General features: G+C 36.0%; 23 protein-coding genes. 7 read left to right on the top strand and 16 right to left on the bottom strand.

Annotated features, from left to right (window positions below):
* Positions 1-122 precede the first annotated feature (122 nt).
* Positions 123-875, bottom strand: a complete 753-nt coding sequence (locus ACIP9G_RS20070; RefSeq protein ID WP_340822042.1) for a hypothetical protein — start codon at positions 873-875, stop codon at positions 123-125.
* Positions 876-1,047: 172 nt separating this feature from the next.
* On the opposite strand from ACIP9G_RS20070, the gene ACIP9G_RS20065 reads away from it, so the two are divergent.
* A complete protein-coding gene (locus ACIP9G_RS20065) occupies positions 1,048-2,235 on the top strand; it encodes an FtsW/RodA/SpoVE family cell cycle protein (RefSeq protein ID WP_401021715.1) in 1,188 nt (395 codons plus the stop codon).
* Positions 2,236-2,304: 69 nt separating this feature from the next.
* Here ACIP9G_RS20065 and ACIP9G_RS20060 read toward each other — a convergent pair whose 3' ends face one another.
* On the bottom strand, positions 2,305-2,442 hold the full coding sequence (locus ACIP9G_RS20060; protein ID WP_004232019.1) for an Lmo0850 family protein: 138 nt from the start codon (positions 2,440-2,442) through the stop codon (positions 2,305-2,307).
* 463 nt (positions 2,443-2,905) lie between these two features.
* Between ACIP9G_RS20060 and ACIP9G_RS20055 the strand changes: the two genes are divergently transcribed.
* The 3 genes from ACIP9G_RS20055 to cls all read left to right on the top strand — a co-directional run bounded on the left by ACIP9G_RS20055 (position 2,906) and on the right by cls (position 6,712).
* Positions 2,906-4,066, top strand: coding sequence for an MFS transporter (locus ACIP9G_RS20055; RefSeq protein WP_340822039.1), 1,161 nt, complete (start codon positions 2,906-2,908; stop codon positions 4,064-4,066).
* Positions 4,067-4,163: 97 nt separating this feature from the next.
* The gene (locus ACIP9G_RS20050) at positions 4,164-4,961 is read left to right on the top strand and encodes a YwqG family protein (RefSeq protein ID WP_401021713.1); all 798 of its coding nucleotides are present in this window, start codon (positions 4,164-4,166) and stop codon (positions 4,959-4,961) included.
* Between the two features lie 293 nt (positions 4,962-5,254).
* A complete protein-coding gene (gene cls, locus ACIP9G_RS20045) occupies positions 5,255-6,712 on the top strand; it encodes a cardiolipin synthase (protein ID WP_340822036.1) in 1,458 nt (485 codons plus the stop codon).
* A gap of 221 nt (positions 6,713-6,933) precedes the next feature.
* Here cls and ACIP9G_RS20040 read toward each other — a convergent pair whose 3' ends face one another.
* The 4 genes from ACIP9G_RS20040 to ACIP9G_RS20025 form a co-directional block, all read right to left on the bottom strand.
* Positions 6,934-7,704 (bottom strand): M15 family metallopeptidase, encoded by a 771-nt coding sequence (locus ACIP9G_RS20040; RefSeq protein ID WP_340822035.1) that lies wholly within the window; start codon positions 7,702-7,704, stop codon positions 6,934-6,936.
* A 346-nt stretch (positions 7,705-8,050) separates the two neighbouring features.
* Positions 8,051-8,299, bottom strand: coding sequence for a hypothetical protein (locus ACIP9G_RS20035; protein ID WP_340822033.1), 249 nt, complete (start codon positions 8,297-8,299; stop codon positions 8,051-8,053).
* Between the two features lie 56 nt (positions 8,300-8,355).
* The gene (gene yidC, locus ACIP9G_RS20030; protein WP_340822032.1) at positions 8,356-9,117 is read right to left on the bottom strand and encodes a membrane protein insertase YidC; all 762 of its coding nucleotides are present in this window, start codon (positions 9,115-9,117) and stop codon (positions 8,356-8,358) included.
* 229 nt (positions 9,118-9,346) lie between these two features.
* Entirely contained in the window at positions 9,347-10,141 is a 795-nt protein-coding gene (locus ACIP9G_RS20025; RefSeq protein ID WP_173479406.1) for a helix-turn-helix transcriptional regulator, read from the bottom strand.
* A 505-nt stretch (positions 10,142-10,646) separates the two neighbouring features.
* On the opposite strand from ACIP9G_RS20025, the gene ACIP9G_RS20020 reads away from it, so the two are divergent.
* From ACIP9G_RS20020 to ACIP9G_RS20010, 3 genes are all read left to right on the top strand, one after another.
* The gene (locus ACIP9G_RS20020; RefSeq protein ID WP_173479405.1) at positions 10,647-11,297 is read left to right on the top strand and encodes a LytTR family DNA-binding domain-containing protein; all 651 of its coding nucleotides are present in this window, start codon (positions 10,647-10,649) and stop codon (positions 11,295-11,297) included.
* A 295-nt stretch (positions 11,298-11,592) separates the two neighbouring features.
* On the top strand, positions 11,593-13,113 hold the full coding sequence (scpC, locus tag ACIP9G_RS20015; protein ID WP_340822029.1) for a succinyl-CoA:acetate CoA-transferase ScpC: 1,521 nt from the start codon (positions 11,593-11,595) through the stop codon (positions 13,111-13,113).
* A 106-nt stretch (positions 13,114-13,219) separates the two neighbouring features.
* Positions 13,220-14,371, top strand: a complete 1,152-nt coding sequence (locus ACIP9G_RS20010) for an MFS transporter (RefSeq protein WP_401021708.1) — start codon at positions 13,220-13,222, stop codon at positions 14,369-14,371.
* A gap of 207 nt (positions 14,372-14,578) precedes the next feature.
* Here ACIP9G_RS20010 and ACIP9G_RS20005 read toward each other — a convergent pair whose 3' ends face one another.
* The 10 genes from ACIP9G_RS20005 to ACIP9G_RS19960 form a co-directional block, all read right to left on the bottom strand.
* Positions 14,579-14,890 carry a hypothetical protein gene (locus ACIP9G_RS20005; RefSeq protein WP_340822027.1) on the bottom strand — a complete coding sequence of 104 codons (312 nt, stop codon included), beginning with the start codon at positions 14,888-14,890 and terminating at the stop codon, positions 14,579-14,581.
* Between the two features lie 75 nt (positions 14,891-14,965).
* Positions 14,966-15,229 carry a GNAT family N-acetyltransferase gene (locus ACIP9G_RS20000; protein WP_401021706.1) on the bottom strand — a complete coding sequence of 88 codons (264 nt, stop codon included), beginning with the start codon at positions 15,227-15,229 and terminating at the stop codon, positions 14,966-14,968.
* 6 nt (positions 15,230-15,235) lie between these two features.
* Positions 15,236-15,415, bottom strand: coding sequence for a GNAT family N-acetyltransferase (locus tag ACIP9G_RS19995; RefSeq protein ID WP_401021704.1), 180 nt, complete (start codon positions 15,413-15,415; stop codon positions 15,236-15,238).
* Positions 15,416-15,757: 342 nt separating this feature from the next.
* On the bottom strand, positions 15,758-16,039 hold the full coding sequence (locus ACIP9G_RS19990; protein WP_401021702.1) for a GNAT family N-acetyltransferase: 282 nt from the start codon (positions 16,037-16,039) through the stop codon (positions 15,758-15,760).
* Between the two features lie 198 nt (positions 16,040-16,237).
* Positions 16,238-17,152 (bottom strand): DUF1002 domain-containing protein, encoded by a 915-nt coding sequence (locus ACIP9G_RS19985; protein WP_401021700.1) that lies wholly within the window; start codon positions 17,150-17,152, stop codon positions 16,238-16,240.
* A gap of 133 nt (positions 17,153-17,285) precedes the next feature.
* The gene (locus ACIP9G_RS19980) at positions 17,286-18,143 is read right to left on the bottom strand and encodes a CvfB family protein (RefSeq protein WP_401021697.1); all 858 of its coding nucleotides are present in this window, start codon (positions 18,141-18,143) and stop codon (positions 17,286-17,288) included.
* Positions 18,144-18,323: 180 nt separating this feature from the next.
* Positions 18,324-18,743, bottom strand: coding sequence for a transcriptional regulator MntR (gene mntR, locus ACIP9G_RS19975; protein WP_173479397.1), 420 nt, complete (start codon positions 18,741-18,743; stop codon positions 18,324-18,326).
* Positions 18,744-18,883: 140 nt separating this feature from the next.
* On the bottom strand, positions 18,884-19,162 hold the full coding sequence (locus tag ACIP9G_RS19970; RefSeq protein ID WP_173479396.1) for a late competence development ComFB family protein: 279 nt from the start codon (positions 19,160-19,162) through the stop codon (positions 18,884-18,886).
* Positions 19,163-19,332: 170 nt separating this feature from the next.
* On the bottom strand, positions 19,333-21,456 hold the full coding sequence (locus ACIP9G_RS19965) for a heavy metal translocating P-type ATPase (protein ID WP_401021694.1): 2,124 nt from the start codon (positions 21,454-21,456) through the stop codon (positions 19,333-19,335).
* Positions 21,437-21,808 carry an ArsR/SmtB family transcription factor gene (locus ACIP9G_RS19960; RefSeq protein WP_340822021.1) on the bottom strand — a complete coding sequence of 124 codons (372 nt, stop codon included), beginning with the start codon at positions 21,806-21,808 and terminating at the stop codon, positions 21,437-21,439. The genes ACIP9G_RS19965 and ACIP9G_RS19960 overlap by 20 nt, the downstream gene beginning before the upstream one ends.
* Positions 21,809-21,939 lie beyond the last annotated feature (131 nt).

The raw sequence follows: 21,939 nt of genomic DNA, 5'->3' as shown, positions 1-21,939 counted from the left end.
TAAAATTACGGTGAGATTTGAGTGCCTTATTCATTCGAAAGTTGGTCACCGAAGTAAATGACATACAATCACTCGCTTCGGTTCCCTTCATATTTGGCTGGTGGAATGCCTGCTAAATAGAGCTAAATAATTTGAATCAATTCATCGTGTTCGTTTTTCAAAATTGTATTTAAATCATCCCAGACTTCATCTGGGAAGGAATAATCTGATAAGTTACGAATTTCTATACCATATGCTGCTTTCGGCTTCTCGATGCGATACAGCGATAATAATGCACCGTCCTTAGCAAAAGAACGATAAGCTCTTAAAAATTCAGGTGTAAGACAAGGAATACTCGATTTGACTTTACGTCTCCAAAAGCCTGTGCTTCTTTCTTTCTCACGAATTAAAGAATTAATGACATTTGCAACTAGTAAATCTGAATCACTTAAATGGCGAAAATAAATTTTTGTCATCTTCTCTACATCCGAAGAACAATAAACAAACCGATTTTGCAATTTATTAAAGAATGGCGATGTAATCGGTTCCTTTTTATGGCTAATATAAAGCAGTTCTCCCTGCTCCATCGCAGTCAGCTGATCTAGCCTCTTTTCATCCATAAAATCTATCCAACACAATTCTTTTGACTCTGTAGCCTTTTTTACAAAACGAGGAACCTCCTCATCAGGTACATAATCAAACTGTGTATGCATATTAAATGATCCATCTTCATAGGAATGCTTAAGTAAAAGTAAGTGATGCAGTGGATCTAAAGCAGCCACAAATTGCGAGAGCTTAAGCCCGCTAAAAATAACAAATTTATCGACATCGTTCATATGAACGTATATATGATACATAAAATCTTCAGCTGACTTTAATTTCTTAGCCACATCCATCACCCCATTCTTCACTTCATTATAAAACTATTCATCATTTTTTGAAACATTTTATGCTATTTGTCGTCAGAACAATATACTCAGGCGTAAAATTGTTTTTTGCGTTATAATGTTAATGTTCAACATGCGTATACACGCATCTCTTTAAACTATTTTATTTTAGGTGGCTTTTATGGAAAATAAACGAAATTTCGTGAACCGTTTTGACTGGACGCTCGCTTTTATACTTTTCACTTTTCTTGTCATTAGTTTGTTAGCTATTGCATCTGCGCAAACTTCTGGACAATACGGTATTAACTACGTGCCAAAACAGTTACAGTGGTATGTAATTGGTGCAGTTATTATCGGTGTCATTATGTTTTTCGAACCCGATCAATATAAAAAAATGGCTTGGTATATGTATGGAGCTGGGATCGCCCTTTTATTATTACTTATTTTCATGCCGGAAGGAAAAGGTCAGATTGGTGAGCCTGTAAATGGAGCAAAAAGCTGGTTCCATACACCACTCGGCAATATCCAGCCCTCCGAATTTATGAAAACATTTTATATTTTAGCACTTGCGCGACTTATTAGTAAGCATCATGAAGTTTATTCTTTAAGATCCATAAAATCCGACTTCATTTTACTAGGCAAAATTGCTATAACGTTGATTATACCACTTGGTATTATTATGAAACAGCCAGACCTTGGTTCTGCACTTGTTTTCTTTGCGATTACTGCAGCACTTGTTATTGTTGCAGGCATTTCATGGAAGATTATATTACCTACTTTTTTAGGTGGAGCAGCTATCGGAGGAAGTCTCCTTTGGATGGCGCTTTATATGCAGGACTTTTTAGAAAAAACTTTTGGGTTTAAAGCTTACCAGTTTGCCAGAATTTATTCTTGGCTAGATCCTTATTCTTATTCATCCAGTGATGGCTACCATTTAATCACTTCCTTAAACGCCATTGGTTCGGGTGAAATTTTTGGTAAAGGTTTCCGTGGGCGCGAAGTGTACGTAGCAGAAAATCATACGGACTTCATATTCACCGTCATTGGTGAGGAATGGGGATTTATTGGTGCAAGTATCGTAATCTGTATTTTCTTTTTGTTAATCTATCATTTAACAAAAACAACACTATTGTTAAAAGATCCTTTTTCAACTTATGTATGTGCAGGAATTATTGCTATGATTACGTTCCACGTATTCGAAAATATCGGAATGACAATTCAATTACTACCAATTACGGGTATTCCGCTTCCGTTCATTAGTTATGGAGGAAGTTCATTAATGGGGAATGCACTTGCCATCGGACTGGTCTTTAGCATGCGTTTCCATTATCGTACTTACATGTTTACAACATATGATGAAGATGATTAAAAACTTGAATAAAAAAGAATGGATAGTCTTATTTTCAAAAGACTATCCATTCTTTTTTTGTAAAACGAGTTAAGCTTGAACTTGCGGAGTTTGCGTTGGAGGTGTGAGCACTTTTAAAAGTTCAAGTCGAGACTTCGTTACAGTGGCAGTCACACCCAACTTCGATAAATTCGAAACAATCTTTTTCAAATCTACTTCCTTTGTCATACATTCCACCTCAATCTTTCCTCGATTTTATATAACGTTTTATTTCCAAAAAAGTTTCAATTTTCTATGTTATAGATGTCAGACGAGTTTATCTTTATCTATCATACCATTTAACTCGCCTTTAATATTTTTCAATTTTGTTACAATGTAAATTATGTTTAATGACCATTTTTTACGGCAAAAAATAAACTGATTTGATATAACTATATTCTTTGCATATCTCATTGGTTCTATTCGTATTTCCTCATTTTTTTTGACATTCAATACGGATATTTGGGACCTGTTAAAACCTCTACCAAAGGAGGGAATAGAAGAAGGAATAACCGCTCAGCGAAATAAAAAACAATTTAAAAAAACTTTTTACAGTACCCAACAAAATGCTTTACCTACGTTTCCTTGTAATAGCAAGAACAAGAGAGGTAGAATATACATACTGAAATATTGTAAGAAAGCAGGAAATTAAATGATAAAACCAATTTTACTCTTAATGTCAGTACAATTTCTCGTCTACTTAGGCTTCGGAATTATTATTCCAGTCTTACCAGAAGTCATTGTGCAACAAGGCTGGCAAAACATTCATGTAGGCGGTTTACTGACAGTGTATTCACTTGCAAGTTTTTTTACTGCACCACTGTGGGGAAAGCTATCCGATAAAGTCGGAAGAAAGCAACTTATTTTAACGGGATTGGTTGGATTCAGTCTCAGCTTCGTTATCTTTTCAATATTTATTGATAATTTAACGATGCTCTACGTATCACGTATCGTTGGCGGCTTATTCTCAGGTGCACTATATACAGCGGTAACAGGCTTTATCGGTGACATGTCGAGCGAGGAAGATCGTAATAAATACATGGGTTTAATGGGCATGTCCATCGGTCTAGGTTTTATCTTCGGTCCTGCAATTGGTGGCATGCTAGGTCATTATAGCTTGCAACTACCATTTATCGCATCAGCAGTTTTAATTGCGCTATTATTTATTTATGCAATTTTCGTCTTAAAAGAACCAGAAAAACGAAAAGATGTAACAAAACGTGCAATTGTACCAAAAGGTGTTGGCAAAATGCTTCAATACCGAGTTCGTTATTTATTTATGTTCTCTTTTTTAGTCACTTTTATGCTCGCAGGAGTAGAAGCAACATTCCAGCTTTTCCAAATTGATCGCATACACATAACACCATTGCAAATTGGTTATTTATTTATGTTTAGTGGTTTTGTAGATGCGGCAATACAAGGCGGTGTTGTTCGTCGTATTAAAAATGGTACGGAAACTTCTTGGCTTATTGGAGCTCAAATCGTTACTGCACTTGGTATGATTTTATTTACTTTAACAGGCAATCTATTAATGGCAGGATTTGCTCTTTGTGTATTCACAGCAGGAAATGCCCTTGCAAGAACATGTGTTGTGTCACTATCCTCCAAAGAATCTGGTGGCCAATACGGAACAGCAGCAGGCCTTTCTTATTCTATGGACAATTTAGGACGTATTCTCGGCCCTCTATTCTTTACATGGTTATTCACAATGGAATCAAACCTTGGCTACTACATTGCTGCAACAATCGCCATTATCTCCATTAGTCTAATGTTTATTTATAACGCATCAAATAAAACTTTACGCCTTGAATAATTTACTTACAAAATGTCGTACCTTATAGTAACAAACGTTTTTGATTATGTTAGTTAAAGACATCAATGTTTGAAAGTGTAAACTCGGAGGGCACTGCATGAACAAAACGATAAATTTATCTCTACCTAGAGAGCTCTACCCATTACGTTCTGAAATTGAAGATTCGCTTTCTCCAGCGATTATTATTTCGCCATCTAAACGAACAACTTCATTAACAGAAAGTAAATTTGCTGGTGAACCTTATTTACCATATTATCAAACAGTTCCAAAAGACATTACTGGTGAATCTATGCGTTTATTAGCTCAAATAAATTTTGCAGAAATACCGCTCATACAAGATTTCCCTACACAAGGTATTTTACAATTTTTTATATCATCTAATATTTTTGCCAATGCAGCGCACTATAAAGAAGATATTTTCCAACAGTTTTATAAGGTACGATTTTACCCGACAGTAGAATCCAAAATAACTATGCCATCACATAATAACCTATCACAATCCTCAAATGATTGGTTTCCTATTAATGAGGAATTAGCATTACAATTTCACTACACGCAAGAACCTGTTTCAGCGTTAGATTATCGTGCTGTGCATCATTTACCTAGCCTAATAGCAACGCAAAATTATGATGTTAATTTATATGAAATTTATTTACAGCATTTTTTAGGTGCAGGGGCAAAGATAGGTGGTTATGCATATTTTTTAGATGAGGACATTCGACATGCATCTCAGCTTTTGCAACGATATGATGTACTTTTACTACAAATAGATTCTAATGATGAGTTCGGTATTATGTGGGCGGATAGTGGCGTAGGTAAGTTTTTTATCAATCGTGATAAACTTCTACAACAAGATTTTTCCGATATACTATTTCAATGGGAATGTTATTCATAAGTTAGTAAGATGCCCCCCTCCTCTTGAAGGGGGCATCCACAGTAGTCAAAACCGGCAAGCCATACCACAGGGGAGGCTTGCCGGTTTTCTATTATAGTTTGCACAGTCCATACAGCACGAATTTCAAGCATCCGTATTTATACACTTTCATTTATAGAAGCGCTGCGGATTACCTCTTTATATTTTAGGGTAATCTTTTCTATGGTGACAACAAATAGCGGACTCTTCTTTCTTTCCACCTGAAAAGTAGGCTATACTAAGTATTATATGAAAAATAGTAGAGGGGTGCAGGAATGAGCATTTTTACAGATGTAGAATATCTAGTACCTTTAGTATTAATCTTTAACATCTTATCAGCGATGACCATAATTTTTTTAGAACGTAAAGATGCCTCTTCTACATGGGCATGGATTCTCGTCCTATTTTTCTTGCCATTAGTTGGATTTATTTTATATTTACTAGTCGGCAGGCAACTGCGGAAGAAACATTTGTTTCGTTGGGAAGGGCGCAAGGATATTGGGATTGATAATCTGATAAGCTATCAAATGGATACGATTCGAGATGATACATTTGAGTTTCGTATTGAAAATGCTGAAAATTATAAAGAGATGATTTACATGCATTTAAAAACGAATAATGCCGTATTAACACAAGACAACCATATTTCTATTTTTGATGATGGTGCAGACAAATTTGAACAGCTTATAAAAGATATCGAAGCAGCAAAAGATCATATCCACATTCAATATTACATCTTTCGTTTAGACAATTTAGGTACGCGTCTCGTCGACGCAATGATTAAAAAGGCAAAACAAGGAGTTAAAGTGAGGCTCTTGTATGATGAAATGGGCTCACGTAATGTTAAAAGAAGACATTTCAAAGAACTTCTTGAAGCGGGCGGTGAGGTTGAAGTGTTCTTCCCTTCAATATTCCCACTGCTTAATCCACGTCTAAATTTCAGAAATCACCGTAAAATCGTAGTAATTGATGGTCGTATTGGTTATATTGGGGGCTTTAATGTAGGAGATGAATACCTTGGACTTCAAAAGAAATTTGGCTATTGGAGAGATACACATTTACGTATCGAAGGTAGTGCCGTCCATCCGTTGCAAACACGCTTTTTGCTAGATTGGAATCAAGCTTGTGCACAGCAAAAAATGGGCTATTCAGATCGCTACTTCCCTGCTATTCCGAAAAAAGGTAATGTAGGCTTACAAATTGTTTCGAGCGGACCAGACTCTGAGTGGGAACAAATTAAAATTGGTTATTTAAAGCTTATTAATATGGCCAAGAGATATATTTATATTCAAACCCCTTATTTCATTCCTGATGTCAGCTTTTTAGATGCCATTAAAATTGCTACGCTTTCAGGTATTGATGTTCGTATCATGATTCCAAACAAACCGGACCACATGTTTGTTTATTGGGCTACATACTCTTATGTGGGGCAATTACTGCGCGCTGGGGCAAAAGTTTATATTTATGAAAAAGGATTTATTCATGCTAAAGCCATTATTATCGATGACGAGGCTTCTACAGTCGGAACTGCCAATATCGATGTACGAAGTTTCAGTTTAAATTTCGAAGTAAATGCTTTTATTTACGATTCAACAATTTCTCATCAGTTAGCGGAGCTATTTGAAAAGGATATTTTAGATTGCACGGAATTAACTTGGGAGATGTATCAAAATCGTTCGAACATGATCAAGTTTAAGGAATCTATTTCACGTTTACTAACACCAGTACTGTAGTAAACTACTTGTTCAAATCTTGCTGAGTCAAAAAGAAAAAGTGTTAGATTGACTTCAATCAATCTAACACTTTTTCTTTACCATTGATTTTCGCTACGGGCACTTTTAAACAATTCTCCCCTGATTTAGTTAATAAAATGGGATCTCCTTTCAACACGGTCAGTTGATTGGAGCGGAAAGCACCCGCTGTAGTGGAAATCAACGATAGTAGTCTTCTATTGTTATTTCACGCCTAAATATTCTTCTAAAGTAAGGTTTTGTTCTTTAATTTTTTTCGCAATGTCGACTCCAACGAAACGGTAATGCCATGATTCATACATATAACCTGTAATGTCTTCTTTGTTTTGAGGGAATCGTAAAATGAAACCAAATTGCGCAGCATTATTAAATAACCATTGTCCAGCTGGTGTTTCGCCAAATTCCTCAGTCAACCATAAATCATCTTTGCCAACTTCACCAATATCAAATGCTAAGCCTGTTTGATGCTCAGAAAAACCTGGTCGCGCACTATAGCGGTCCGCAGCAGCCTGACCATCACGCTTAACATAGTTGTTATACAATGTTGTTTGATATTCGTATGAACGATATCCGCTAAACGCCACTAAGTTAAAACCCTGTTGCTTCGCTTCTGCTATCATCTTATTTAACGCTTGACGAGCCTCTGGACTTTCACCAGGTGCAAATGTTGATGGTAGTGGATATCTTTTATTAGCTAATAAAATACCATCAATATAAGTAGGCTCTGTTGGTATAGTTTGATTTGGGTAATAACCGTTTTCATCCGGCTGTTCTTGAGGCTCAGATGTATTATCAGGTGTTTTTGGTTGTTCTTTTGTTGGCTCATCTTCTTTGCCTTTTTGTGCTACTGGTTGTTCCTCATCAGATGCTACATTTACTTGGCTTTTTTTATAGTTTATAACTACAAAAATTGAAACAATCAATGCCACTGAAATAACAGCACCAATAATAAGTGGTAAACGACTTTTTTTCACTTTTTTTGCCCCTTTTGTACAGATACAGGATTGCCCAACTACCAGACAGGTCGTTTCATCGAGAGTTTGAGCAACCTTAAGACCTTTAATCAATTACGCCTCGGCGTCATGGCGTCCAGATTTTTTCGAGCTTGCTCGAAAAGCTCATGTAAAAAATCTGTGACATCCGCCGGGGCTTTTAACTTGGTTCAGCAAGGTTTTGAACCCCCATAGATTTCAGTGCATATTCAAGGCATTCATCCACCACTTCTTGAAGTGGAGTACTTGTGCTGAAGCAAGTTATAACATTTTCATTTGATAGTTTTATTTTATCACTGTTCACATTTTTAAGTGAAGCTTTTCACTATTATTCTGTAAAAATGATAATAAGGACAACAATTGAAGCTATCGAGAAAAAGATAGACATATACTTCATCCATTTTGCCTCTTTAATATATCCCTGCTCCTTAAAACTTTTCGCTCTAAAACCATTAGACATGGCAAACATGATTGTCATCGCTAGTACAGCAAAGTTGAAATTTCCTAAAATGATGCATACAATTGCCGCGATACTAAAAATTGCCACAAGAATTGATGATATCCATTTTGTATTCACTCTGTTTTCCTCCTAAAAAAAATCGAGGCTACACAAGCGCCTCGACATAAATTCATTTATGATTTTGCTTTTTCGGGATGCTCCGAATAATATTTTCGACCGATATATGTTTGAAGAATTAGTAATGCTCCGCTGACAGACCAGTAAAGAGGTAGAGCTGCCATAGAGGACATAGAAATAAAGACAATCATAATTGGCGAAATGTAAATAAACATTTTCATTTGCTTTTTTTGTTGCTCAGGTACAGTCCATAAAGATACACGTGCTTGTACTAAATAAACGATCCCTGCAATAATTGTCATAACAATGTCTGGTGAACCTAAGCTAAACCATAAAAACTCATGTGATTTCACATCGGCAGAATATAAAATTGAAAAGTAAAGACCCATAATGATTGGCATTTGAATTAACATCGGTAAACAACCCATATTTAACGGATTAACACCATGCTTTTGATACAATGCCATCATTTCTTGCTGATATTGCGTTTGTTCTTCTTTTGTCTTTGCTTCCTTCATTTTCTTCTGAACGGCTTCCATTTCAGGTTTGAAGGCATCCATTTTCGATTTCATTAATTGTTGCTGACGATAGTTTTTCAACATAATCGGCATTAAGACTAAACGAATAAGGACCGTAATGGCGATAATCGCTAAACCATAGCTACCTGAAAAAATATCATTTCCGAAAAACTCCAGTAAAAATTCCATAGGTTTTACAAAAACACTATAGAAAAAGCCTTCTTTGTTCTCAACTGCTTGACAGCCGCTTAATACAAAAACAACAAGACCAAGCATTGATAATAGCTTCAAATTTTTCATTTTTCCACCTACTATTATTTTTCAACTAATGTGAAGTATACCTTATAAAGACTACCTTTATCAAATAGCAAGCGCTACTTATCAATTCTTCCTAGGTGTTTTGTAAGCTTGGAACTATGGCGATCATTTCATATAAAAAAAGATGCGCGCTTTAGCATCGCTAATACGATCGCATCTTATCAGTATGTTTTTATATTTAGCGCCAGTCATTCAATGCCCATGATTAAAATTATACGTTTTGCATCTCAGTCTCGTTCATTTCAAAACGGTAAAATTCATGGTGTAACTCATCACGGAAATGCTTAGGTGTTACACCTGTGTATTTTTTAAAAATACGTGTAAAGTAGCTCTGATTACAAAAATGGAATTGGTCTGAGATTGACGTAATGCTTTTATTTGTATGTCGTAAGTAATATTGTGATTCTTCTACTCGACGTACATTTAAATATTCAACCAATGTTATGCCCACATGTTCTCTAAAAATACGTGATAAGTGACTAGTACTAATATGGAAGTTATTCGCGATACTTTCTACTGTCAGATCATTTTCTAACTCATCATTTATATACATAATCACTTTGTTGACTGTCTGATGACGGAAAGTCGGTTGCTTTCTATCTGCGATAAAATAGACAAAGAAATCAATTAAATCATCAGCAAATTGCAAAAATTCAGCGTCTTTCATTTGGTTTTCAATCATATCATTACAAGCAATATTAAAAGCAAAGGCTTTTTTTGAAGGTACTTGATTGTCTAGCAATTTACGAGCAACAATCGACGCTAACACAGAAAAATAACCTCTCACAATTTTAATAACTTGCTTGCCAAAACGTATAGAAAGAATATCAATTAATTCATGCAAGGATTTTTTCGCCTTCGCAGATTCTAAATGATAAATTTCAAATATTAACTTTGACTCAATATTAAAAAATTCTTCTACGCCGACATATTGGTTAATATTATCGATTTCTTGGAAGTATCTTTTTGATATCGTTTCGGACATAGAATGTTGATGTAGTTGCATAATCTTCCCCATCTTTCCTCAGAGTGCACGAATTACATTACAATATTTGACATCAAATTACAATTTCAAAATAAGAAAAAAGTATTTACTTATCTATCATATGAATTGAGTCCTATTACACAATTATATATTGAATATAGCTTAAAAATAACCCTACTTAAACACCAGTCTTAAAAAAAAATATACTTTACAGTGAATTTTACCATATTCTGCGATTTCCTTTCAACCACATTTTACACATCATTCTAGTTCTTATTTATCATATAAAGATAGTTGAAACCTTGTAAACTTATTAATAGACATTTAAATTTTACCATATACATAAAAAAAGTAATTAGTAATTAATTACTCCATTTTGAATATTATGTAAGCATTTATCCTACTTTTTATTTCAGGAAACGACATATCTCTTTTTTATTCCGAAATCTTCTCTATATAATTTATACGAATATGTAGTAAAATAGATGATAATACTATTTTTAAAAGTTAAAACGAGGTGCTAATAGTGGATCCAAAACAAATAGAAGAAATCATGGAGATTATTAAGGAGTTTTTCCCTGAGAATACTTCAATCGCAATTTCTGATACAAATGAATACTTGTACTACCAACCGAGCAAAAAGGTTGATTTAAAAATTAAGCCAGGTGATCCGATTAAAGAAGGTTCAGCTGCACATAAGGCTTTAAGCTATAATCAAAAAATCAGCACGTATATCGAACCTGATGTATTTGGTGTTGCTTACTATGGTATGAGTATTCCTTTAATGGAAGAAGGCGAAACAAAAGGTGCTATCACAGCCATCTTCCCGCAAAAGCCATCTGCATTTTTAACAAACTATATTACGATTAAAATCGATGATTGTTGGTATCCAATTAAGCACGATCAAGTCATTTATCTTGAAACACAGCTTCGTAAAACATTTGTTAAAACAATGGGACGAGAAGGCTACCACCGTTTAAATTTAAGTGATCTTGAGCTATTTTTAGCACCTGACTCATTTATTAGATGTCACCGTTCTTATATTGTAAACATTGATTACATTGATGAAATTCAACCAGATTCACACTCAACTTTCTTATTAATAATGAAAGATGGTACGCGTATCCCTGTTAGTCAACGTTACGCAAGTTATTTCCGTCGTTCTTTAGGCTTCTAATTTTCTCTAGTACAGCAAGTACCTACTTCAGGATAGCTTGCTGTACTTTTTAATTTAAAGCTTGAAACCTCAGCTCTACAATAAAACGTTTTCTCTGTCGAAAAATCAGCCTTCCGCTCGTTTTTTCTTCGTTTACTTAATTTAATGCTAATTATAAAGTTTTTGTGACAAATTGGTGATAGTATTAATCAAATGGTTGGAGTCATACTACAACTAAATAAACAGAAAATTCATACAGGTTTTTTCTAGTTTTGTAATCGGTTTCCATCAAAATGATTTAGGGGAGGATTTTTTTATGGATGCAAATATTCAAAAACGCCTAGGTTTAAAAGAACTTGAAAGTAAAATTGTCACTGCTGAAGCAGCAGCAGCGCTTATTTCTAACGGTGATGTAGTTGGTATGAGTGGTTTTACTCGTGCTGGGGATGCAAAAGTAGTGCCAATGGCATTAGTTGAGCGTGCAAAAAATGAAGAATTTAAAATTGATGTATACACAGGTGCATCATTAGGACCAGAAGTAGATAAATACTTAGCTGAAGCTGGTGCAATTCGTAAACGTGGACCATTCCAAGGTGACGCTGGTATCCGTAACTTAATTAACTCTGGCGATGTCCTATATGTAGACGCTCACCTTTCTCATAATGCTGAGTTAGTGCGTCAAGGAATTATCGGACCAATTAAATATTTAATTCTTGAAGCAGTTGCTATTACAGAAGATGGTTATATTATCCCAACAAACTCTGTAGGTAACTCACCAATCTTTGCTCAATACGCAGAAAATATTATTATTGAGTTAAACATTTCTCATCCAGAAGCTTTAGTAGGTATCCATGATATTTATGTTCCTGGAGAACAAGGTAATCGTGAAGCAATTCCAATGACAGATGCTATGCAACGCATTGGTGAAATCGGTATTAAAGTTGATCCAGCTAAAATTAAAGCGATTGTTATTTCTGAAGAGCCAGATGCTCCTTCATTAATCGTACCACCAGATGAAGAAACACAAGGAATGGCTAACATTCTATTAGACTTCTTCCGTGATGAAATTAAAGCGGGTCGTTTAACAAAACAATTAATGCCATTACAATCTGGCGTAGGTTCAGTAGCAAATGCTGTACTTGATGGCTTTGCAGATTCTGAATTCGAAGATTTAGTCGTTGCATCAGAAGTGCTTCAAGATGCTGTATTTAACTTAATCGATGCTGGTAAAGTTAAATTTGCAGCTGCTACTTCAATTACACTTACTGAAGAATTACAGAAAAAAGTATACGGCAATTTAGAAAAATATGCTGATAAAATTTGCTTACGTCCACAAGAAATTTCTAACCACCCTGAGCTTATCCGTCGATTGGGATTAATTTCAATCAACACTGCTCTTGAGTTAGATATCTACGGTAACGTAAACTCAACACACGTATCAGGTACTCGTATGATGAATGGTATCGGTGGTTCGGGAGACTTCGCACGTAATGCACGTCTTGGTATTTTCGTAACAAAATCTTATGCAAAAGGCGGAGCGATTTCTTCAATCGTACCAATGGTTTCTCACGTAGACCACACTGAGCATGATGTAGATGTAATCATCACTGAGCAAGGTATTGCTGACTTACGTGGTTTAGCACCAAAAGAACGTGTACCTTTAATCATTGAAAACTGTGCACACCCAGATTACAAAGAACAATTATGGGATTACTACAACCGTGCTATTGAAGCAACAGGTAACCAACAAACTCCTCATATTTTAGAAGAGGCTCTTTCTTGGCACGTAAACCTTGCGAAAAACAAAACAATGAAAAAAGAAATTGCTAAAGCTTAATTTTATCAATTCACGAATGTCTAATAAGTTCAACTTATTAGGCATTCTTTTTTTGTCGAAAATGGTATAATAAACCCACTATGTCGTAATTTGTAGTGGAGGAGTTATGAAAAAGTTTATCTATTTGATTATATTCTTTTCATTTTTTGACCTATTTACTCAGCTTCCTGTAATGAGTACATATGCAGAATCTTTAGGTGCATCTGCCTTTTTAACTGGCCTTGCCGTTGGTATGTATTCTCTTTCTAATACGTTCGGGAATATTATTTCTGGTTTTTTAACCGATCGTAAAGGACCCTTTATCATATTAATTATCGGTCTTTTAACAACAGGACTCTCACTAACATTATATAATTTAGTAGATGCACCACTTGCCCTATTAATAGTCCGCTTTATTCATGGACTAGTTGCTGGTTTTATTGTCCCTGCTGCTTTTACATTTTTAGCTAATGCTACAGAGCAAGAAAAGCGGGGCAAAGGTAGTGCCATTTCCGGAGCATTTGTAGGGATTGCAGCCATTATCGGTCCAGCTTTTAGTGGTATCCTAGCAAGTCGTACTAGTGTACCTTTTGTCTTTAATATTACTGCAAGTTTTATGCTACTGTTAGGTATCCTTTCTTTCTTTTTACTAAACTCTAATAAAGTAAAAAAAGAAAAGTCTTCTTCTAAAACCTATATCCCAATTAGTGTATTTTTTAATAATGTAGGTACGTTAAAGGCTTTCACAGGCGCATTCTTTTTAATGTTTTCACAAGGTGTCATTGCCTATTTACTACCTTTAAAGGTTCAATCTTTAGGTTTTGATTCACGCTTAAGCGGTACTTTAATGAGTGCTTTCGGTATTGTTGCTGTACTTGTATTTATTTTGCCGAGTAATCGCATTTTTGATAAAGTAGCTCCAGTTAAAACATTATCGCTCGGTATTGCTTTAATGGGTTTAAGTCAAATACTGATTAGTCAGGCTGATTCAAGTACGTTACTTTATACAGCAATGGCTTGTTACGGCATTGGCTTCGGTTTATTATTCCCGTCTGTGAATTCACTATTAATTGACTCTACGACTGTTGAAATCCGTGGGAAAGCATACGGTTATTTTTATGCCTTCTTCTCATTAGGAGTAGTGTTAGGCTCCTCATTACTCGGATGGTTATCACTTGGTGTAGTCAGTGGATTCATCTTCACAGGAATTGTGTTAATCACATTCGCTGGTGTTACCCTTATTCCTAATAAAAAGGGGCAACCTCTTAATTCGATATAAGTAAACTACTGGACTACCTCTTTCGTAAAAGCCCACTTCGCTTTCCACGGGCGCATTGTAAGGCGCAGCCCTCGCTCTAGCGCGGCTTATTGCGTCTTACGTTCTGTAATGTTCCCGCAGGATTCTACGTGGGTTTTTAAATTCAGAATTGTTTACGTGCCTGGCACTATAAAAAACCTTCTCAAAGCTAAATGAGAAGGTTTTTTATTATTTTTCTTTTTCTTGAATTTCTTCATTGTAGAAATGAACACCTGTATGTCCTCCACCTTCAGAAACCATCTCGTTTGAAGCGAGCTTTGTAGGTGCTGTCCCTGCTTCTGTAGCTACTTCAGCAGTTACACGTTCCGCGATTCTATCATCCATATTAACATTCGATGTATTCAGAAAAGATTCAAGTTTCGATTTTGCACTATTGAACATTTCACATGCTTTATCACGATTTTCTTTTTTACTTAGATAAGATGCTGCAAACCCTGCTAATCCAGCAAGCACAACACCTGTTCCTTTACGCTTTGCCATAATAAATCCCTCCTAAAAATGATATAGAAACTAGCCTTATACTATAGCTATTCCCTATTCGGAGAGGACTAAACATTATTTTTTTGCTTGATATAGCATATCTAAATGTGGCAAGCTATCGTAAATATACGGCTCTGAGACTTGTTGAAAGCCAAAGGAACCATAAAAATTTTTTAAGTATTCTTGCGCCTGAATAAATACTTCAGAACCTGGCCATCGCTGTTCGATTGTTTCTAATGCTAATTGAATCAATTCTTTACCTAGTCCTGTCCCTCGCATCTCCTGACTAGTAATAACTCGCCCAATTGACGCCATTTCAAATTTTTCTCCTGGGGGCAATATACGCTAATATGCACATAATTTTCCATTCTCAACATATGATATATGTATAGAGTTTTGATCATGGTTATCTAAATCCTCATAGCATGTTTGTTGCTCAACAATAAAAACATTTACTCGTAGCTGAATAATTTTATACAGTTCTTCCGTCGTTAATTCATCGTACGTCTGTATTTTCCAAGACATTCGCAATCACTCTCCTACTCGTTATTATCACATAATTCTAATATTTTTTCGTAATTCTTTATTATTTTGCACTTATATATGATTAATACTGACAATATGAGGGAAATAATACAATAATACAAACGATAGGAGGATGTCATTTATGAAAGATTTAGATTTAGTATATGATTGGGTAGATATGGCTTCGTTAGTTGGAGGAGCAGGCTTTTTAACAGTACTTATTTACAGTGTCCTTTTTTTATAATATGTGTAAAGAAAAATTTCTATATTCAACCTAAAAAGCAATCCGCATTATAGCTCGAGGCTATGTAGCAGATTGCTTTATTTTTTTGTTTTACATTTTTATTGTTTTACATCGTCATAAGCTTCCGATTTTTCAAATGCTGCGACTACATATGAACAAACAGCTACCATTTTATAATTATTTTCACGGGCATAATCTGCGGCACGATCTAATAATTTTTTTGCTACCCCTTGACCACGAAGCTTATCTGAAACGTAGGTGTGATCCATGACCATTACTTGACCTTCCTGTTTCCATGTAATTTCCGCTAACTGTTCCCCATCCTGCTTATAAACAAAAGCCAGTTTGTTTTCCGTTACATTTTGTAATTGGAATTCCATTTCTCACCACTCCTTTTTTTCATAGTACCATAGCTATTTGCATTTTTACAAAAATAGTAGATATCGTTTCGTATTTACGCACCGACTGGACATCATATTGTTTATATAAAAAAAAGACTGTAAACAAAGCCAAATATTTTTGACTTTATCTACAGTCTGAAGCGCCACTACCTACCTAATGGCAGAGCGCTCTTTTATTTAGTTAAACCATGTTGAAATTGTATCCTTTAAATTTGCAAAGAAATTTTTCACGCTCGTCCAGAAGCCTTCATCTTCCATTAATGCTCCAAACTTCTCTTGCAATGTATTACTAATATCATTTAGTTGATCGGACCATTTACTAAAATCAATATCTAGGTTACTAATTTTGTCCATCAGGTCAACTAATAGCTGACGATCTTTTTCGCTTAAATTTACTTCTAGGTTATCTAGCTGCTCTTGAACAATTTTTTCAACATCTTCACGCGTTTCCGGCTTTACTTCAGCAATTTGTTTTTTAATTTCTGTAAGTAATTCCGCAACCTTTGCATCATCTACACCAGCAGAATCAGCTAGTTTAGTTGCTACTGATAGTTCTTCATTGGCAACGTCTGTACGGTCTATATCTAACGTTTCGCCTGTTGTTACCTCATAGGCTTTATAAATCCCTACAAGCGCAGAGTGACCTGTTACAGGCTTTGGCGCTGCTACTTGAACCGTTGCATCCTCAATACCCGCTGTCAGCATTGCATTTGCATACATTTCTGAAGTTACTTGTGTAATGTTTGATGGTGTGACAATTTCGATAACTAAGCCTTTTCCAGCATCCTTACGCGTAATTTTTGCAGAAGAATACATACGTGAGCTTGAATTACTATCTTTAATGTATTTAGCTAAGTCATTCCCTGATACTGTTATTTCCTCAACTTCAGGATCTTCATTTACTTTTAACGATTTTTTTACAGATTCTTTTTCGGCCTCAGATAGGTTTGCGCCATATACGACAATTGGTACACCTAATTTTTCATCAATTGCTTTCGGTGGCGTATTGTCTGCTGCAAATCCCGTTGTTGGTGCCAGCACACCAAACACTAGCATCGTTGCTACTAGTATTTTCCCCCATGTTTTTTTCAAATTGTGTGACCCCTTTCGCTAGAAAAATCATTTAGCCTGTATAATGTATGTCATTATACAATTATTAGTACGAAAAAATGACGAGAAGGTTTCAGGCATGGTTCTCGTCATTTCTATATATATTTTAAAGAAATTAAATTTCTTCTGTCCAGCCATTTTGCTGTTTCACTTTACCAGCCTTCATAAGTGTACCGAGTGCACGTTTAAATGCTGCTTTACTCATATTAAACATTTCTTTAATTTCATCTGGTGAAGACTTATCACTAAATGGCATTTTACCACCGACATCTTGCAAGTAGCTTAAAATTTGCTGTGCATCTCCTGTGATGCGCTCGTGTTTTCGAGGTAAAAGAGAGCCATTCATTGAGCCATCATCTTTTATATCAATAATACGGACTTCTACATCTTGTCCAAGACGTGGTTCCTCATAGCGTTCTGTTTCATGCACGAAAATACGATATGGTTGATCTACCCCTAGTAAAAATGTGCCCACTGGTAATAATCGATATGGACGAGCTGTAATATTTTTATTGTGCATATCTTCAAATGCACCTTCGAATAGCTCCGAAATCTTTTCTTCCGTTACTAAACGACCAAATAAATCTCCATTTCGATCTGTTCGTAATGTCATAAATACATGGTCACCTGGTTCTGGCCATACTTCTTTAACAGCAGGTAGATCCTCTGCTTCGATAAGCACTTCACGTGAAGTACCAATATCTACAAAAGCACCTTCATGCTCTACAACACGAAGAACTCGAGCCCAGCCGTATTCGCCTTGTGCAAATGCCGGAATAGCAGTAGTAGCTGCTAAATCGCCTCGTCGATCCGCAAATAAAAAAACTTCAAGACGATCCCCTACAGCTAGTGGTTCTGTGACCTCAGAAGCATTTAATGGCAGTTCAACTACCCCATTTGTTAAGATCCATTTCGATGCTTGTTGCTCTAACACTGTTAAAGTAACAACTTCACCTGATTTTAATTCGTTCATAATGTCTTCCTTTCCTTCATACCATCAATTTCGCAAAATATATAATTCCGTACTTAATGCATATACTTCAAAGCAACGAGCACAAGTTTACACAGTATTGGTCATCTAAGCGTCGTCTGTAACACGGAGATTAAATTTTCCATAACAGTCGACGTAACCCCAAAAGATGAATGTTTTATCTTATAAATTGTGCTGTTTTCTTGATGCTTCTAGTTTTTTTGCGATGTCTGGATTTTCTTCCATTACTTGCACAAGTTCCGCAATACGATCAATTGAATTCCAACTCAAATGATGCTCGATTCCTTCTACATCATTGTAAATACGCTCTTCATCTACACCAATGATTCGCAAAAATTGTTCTAGCAGTTCATGTCGCTGCACAAGACGTTTTCCAAGTTGTTCTCCTCTTGGCGTCAATGTAAGTCCACGATATTTTTCATAAACTAAATAACCATCTTTATCTAATTTTTGAACCATCTTAGTAACAGAAGAAGGAAGAACAGATAATGCTTCAGCAATGTCAGACACTCGAGCATAACCTTTATTAGCGATCAATAAATATATTTGTTCGATATGGTCCTCCATACTAGGTGTTGGCATATCTTATTCCCTCTCTTTCCTATTCTTACTCTCTAGTTTACTACAAGCTTGCCTTAAAAGTTAACTGAAAATACATAACCAAGATAAACACTTCTTTGAAACATAAAAAAAGCCTACTTCACTATAGAAGTGGGCTCTTTTTAATGTCGAGGATACTTATTTACCACATGTAATGCATGAATAATTTCTCTGTTAATCAACTCGATATTTTCAGGAGTATTCAATGCTTTAAATGCTTCATCTCGCGTTTCCATAGATGTAACATACTTACTAGCCAAAGCATTTAATGCAAGTGCCACTGTATCAAATTCGCAGTTTTGACATTTACAAAATGTTTGATATTCTGGTCCCCGAAGCAGAAAACTTACTAAACCACGCACAATTTCCTCTGTAACATTTACTAAAATAGGTTCTGACATATAAAACTTTCGCCTCATTTATAATGTATTGTTACATTTTTCCTCTATTAATAATAACGTGAATTTTAATGCTTTTCAAGAATCGCTAGTAGCATCTATACAACAATAATAAATAAACATTGGAATGATTATTTACCTACAGAGAAAAACAACGCACATCCTTATACCTATTATTTTCTCGTTTTAATAAGCCTTAAAGAATTGAAAACAACGAGTAATGTTGCACCCATATCTGCAAAAATGGCAATCCATAATGTTAACCATCCTGGAATAACGAGTAATAGGGCAATTAATTTTAAAGCTAGTGCAAATATAATGTTTTCTTTAATAATTCGTAATGTTTTTCTGCTTAAAGCTATCGTATACGGTAATTTTGTTAAATCGTCACCCATTAGTGCAATATCAGCTGTCTCCAACGCGGCATCTGTACCTGCACCACCCATTGCAATCCCTACATTAGCCGAAGCCAATGCTGGCGCATCATTCACACCATCTCCTACCATTGCGACAGCTCCGTATTTCGTGCGTAATTCTTTAATAGCAGATAGTTTTTCCGCTGGAAGTAACCCTGCTCTTACATCGCTCATACCTAATGTAGAGGCAATCGCTTCAGCAGTTGATTTGGCATCTCCTGTTAGCATCACAGTATGCTTCACCTTTAAAGCACTTAATTTTTCTAGCACTTTTTTACTTTCCGCGCGCAATTGATCAGCAATAGCTATTAATCCTATAAATTGACCATCACTAACAGCTGCTACTACAGTCTTACCCTGTTTTTGAAGTTTGTTAACCTGTTCCTTTATCGTGTCATCAACTGTCGCTAACGATAAAATCCAATTCATACTACCCACATAAACCTTCTGACCATCTACCGTTGCATAAGCACCCTTACCAGTTACGGATTGAAAATCTGTCGGAACAAGCTCTGTCAGCTCTTTATCATGTAACGCCTTCAATATCGCTTTTGCTAACGGATGCTGAGATTGCTTTTCAACTGCTGCTACAAGCTGTAATACATCATTCTCTTGCAATCCCTTATGTGTAACAATATCTGTTACGACAGGCGTTCCTTTTGTTAATGTCCCTGTTTTATCAAATGCAACTGCATCTATATGACCTAATTGCTCTAAATGAATACCACCTTTTATAAGAACGCCTTGTCTTGCAGCATTCCCAATAGCTGTTACGATTGCCACTGGCGTGGAAACAACAAGCGCACATGGGCATCCGACAACAAGTACTGCCAATCCTTGATAAATCCAGTGTTGCCAATCTCCTACAAATAAAGGTGGAACAATCGCTACAAGAAGCGCCACAAGCATGATTGCTGGTGTATAGTATTTAGCAAAACGATCTACAAATTGTTGGGATGGAGCCTTTTCTGCCTGTGCCTCCTCCACTAAATGAATAATCTTCGCAATTGTTGTATCCTCTACACGTTTCGTTACACGTACCTCTAATGCGCCTTCTTCATTCAACGTTCCTGCAAATACCTCATCACCGACTGATTTGTTGACAGGAATTGATTCACCTGTAATGGCTGCCTGATTAACCGCGGATAGCCCCGTAAGTACAATGCCATCCATTGCAATTTTTTGACCAGGCTTCACCATTAAAATATCGCCAATTTCAATTTGTTCTGTTGCCAATTCCATCTCGTGGAAGTGCTCACCATGCGCTCGTTTAATAGTGGCAGTTGGCGGAGCAATATCCATTAGCTGACGAATTGATTGACGTGCCTTATCCATTGAATAGGCTTCAAGTGCCTCACTCACTGCGAATAAAAAGACAACAACTGCCGCTTCTTCCCACTCACCAATTATTGCAGCGCCAATTATCGCAATGGTCATAAGCGTTTTCATATCAAATTCTAGTCGCGCAAGATTGCGGAAGCCTGTTTTAAAAATCTTTACGCCTCCAACGATAATCGCAATGATAAACATAGCAATCGTCAACAAGTCTTCTTCTCCACGAACAGAAGATAATAGATAGCCAACTACAACGAATAGCAGTGAGACACTAGCTAATATGTTCTCCATTTTCTTATAAAAAGGAATTGTTGCTTCACTTGCTTTTGCCGCAGATTGTGACACTTTAATGCCATCAAATGCCCCTGCTTCTTCTATTTGATCAACACTAACTGCCCCTACAATCATTAATTTAGAAGCTCCAAAGTTCACTTGTGCATCTTGAACGTCAGGAAGAGCTTTTATATTTTTTTCGAATTTAGCTGCACAGCTAGCACAGGATAAGTTTTGTAGACGATACTCTTGCTTACTTGGTGTCACTGCCATTGGCAATCCCTTCTTTCGCATGTTCATAGGCAATCGTTACAATTTGGTATACATGCTCGTCGGCTAAAGCGTAATACATTTGCTTCCCCTTACGATGCGATTTCGCTAAACTATGTTCTTTTAAATATCGTAAATGATGCGATGCTGTCGCTACAGATGAACCTATTATTGTCGCAACATCGCAAACACATAATTCATCCTCTACCGTTAAGGCATACGCTATTTTGAGTCTTGTTTCATCAGATAATGCCTTTAAAAATTTGGCTACACCTGATAAGTCTGGCATTTGCTGCTGTACCTTTGTGACCGCTTGTTCATTAACATGCGTCACTTCACATACTTCTTTCGTCATTTCCTCACCTCATTCAAATATTCGTTTGATTGTTTTTAATATAGCATAATATTCCATCATATTCAAACAGACATTTGAATGTATAGGATTACTATCACGAAAGTAAAATAAATTGTTTGCGTGCCTGGCAC

Source organism: Lysinibacillus sp. NPDC093197 (genome assembly GCF_044754025.1).
Lineage (GTDB): Bacteria > Bacillota > Bacilli > Bacillales_A > Planococcaceae > Lysinibacillus.
The sequence above is the reverse complement of the archived record's forward strand: the minus strand, read 5'-3'. Positions and strand labels throughout refer to the sequence as shown.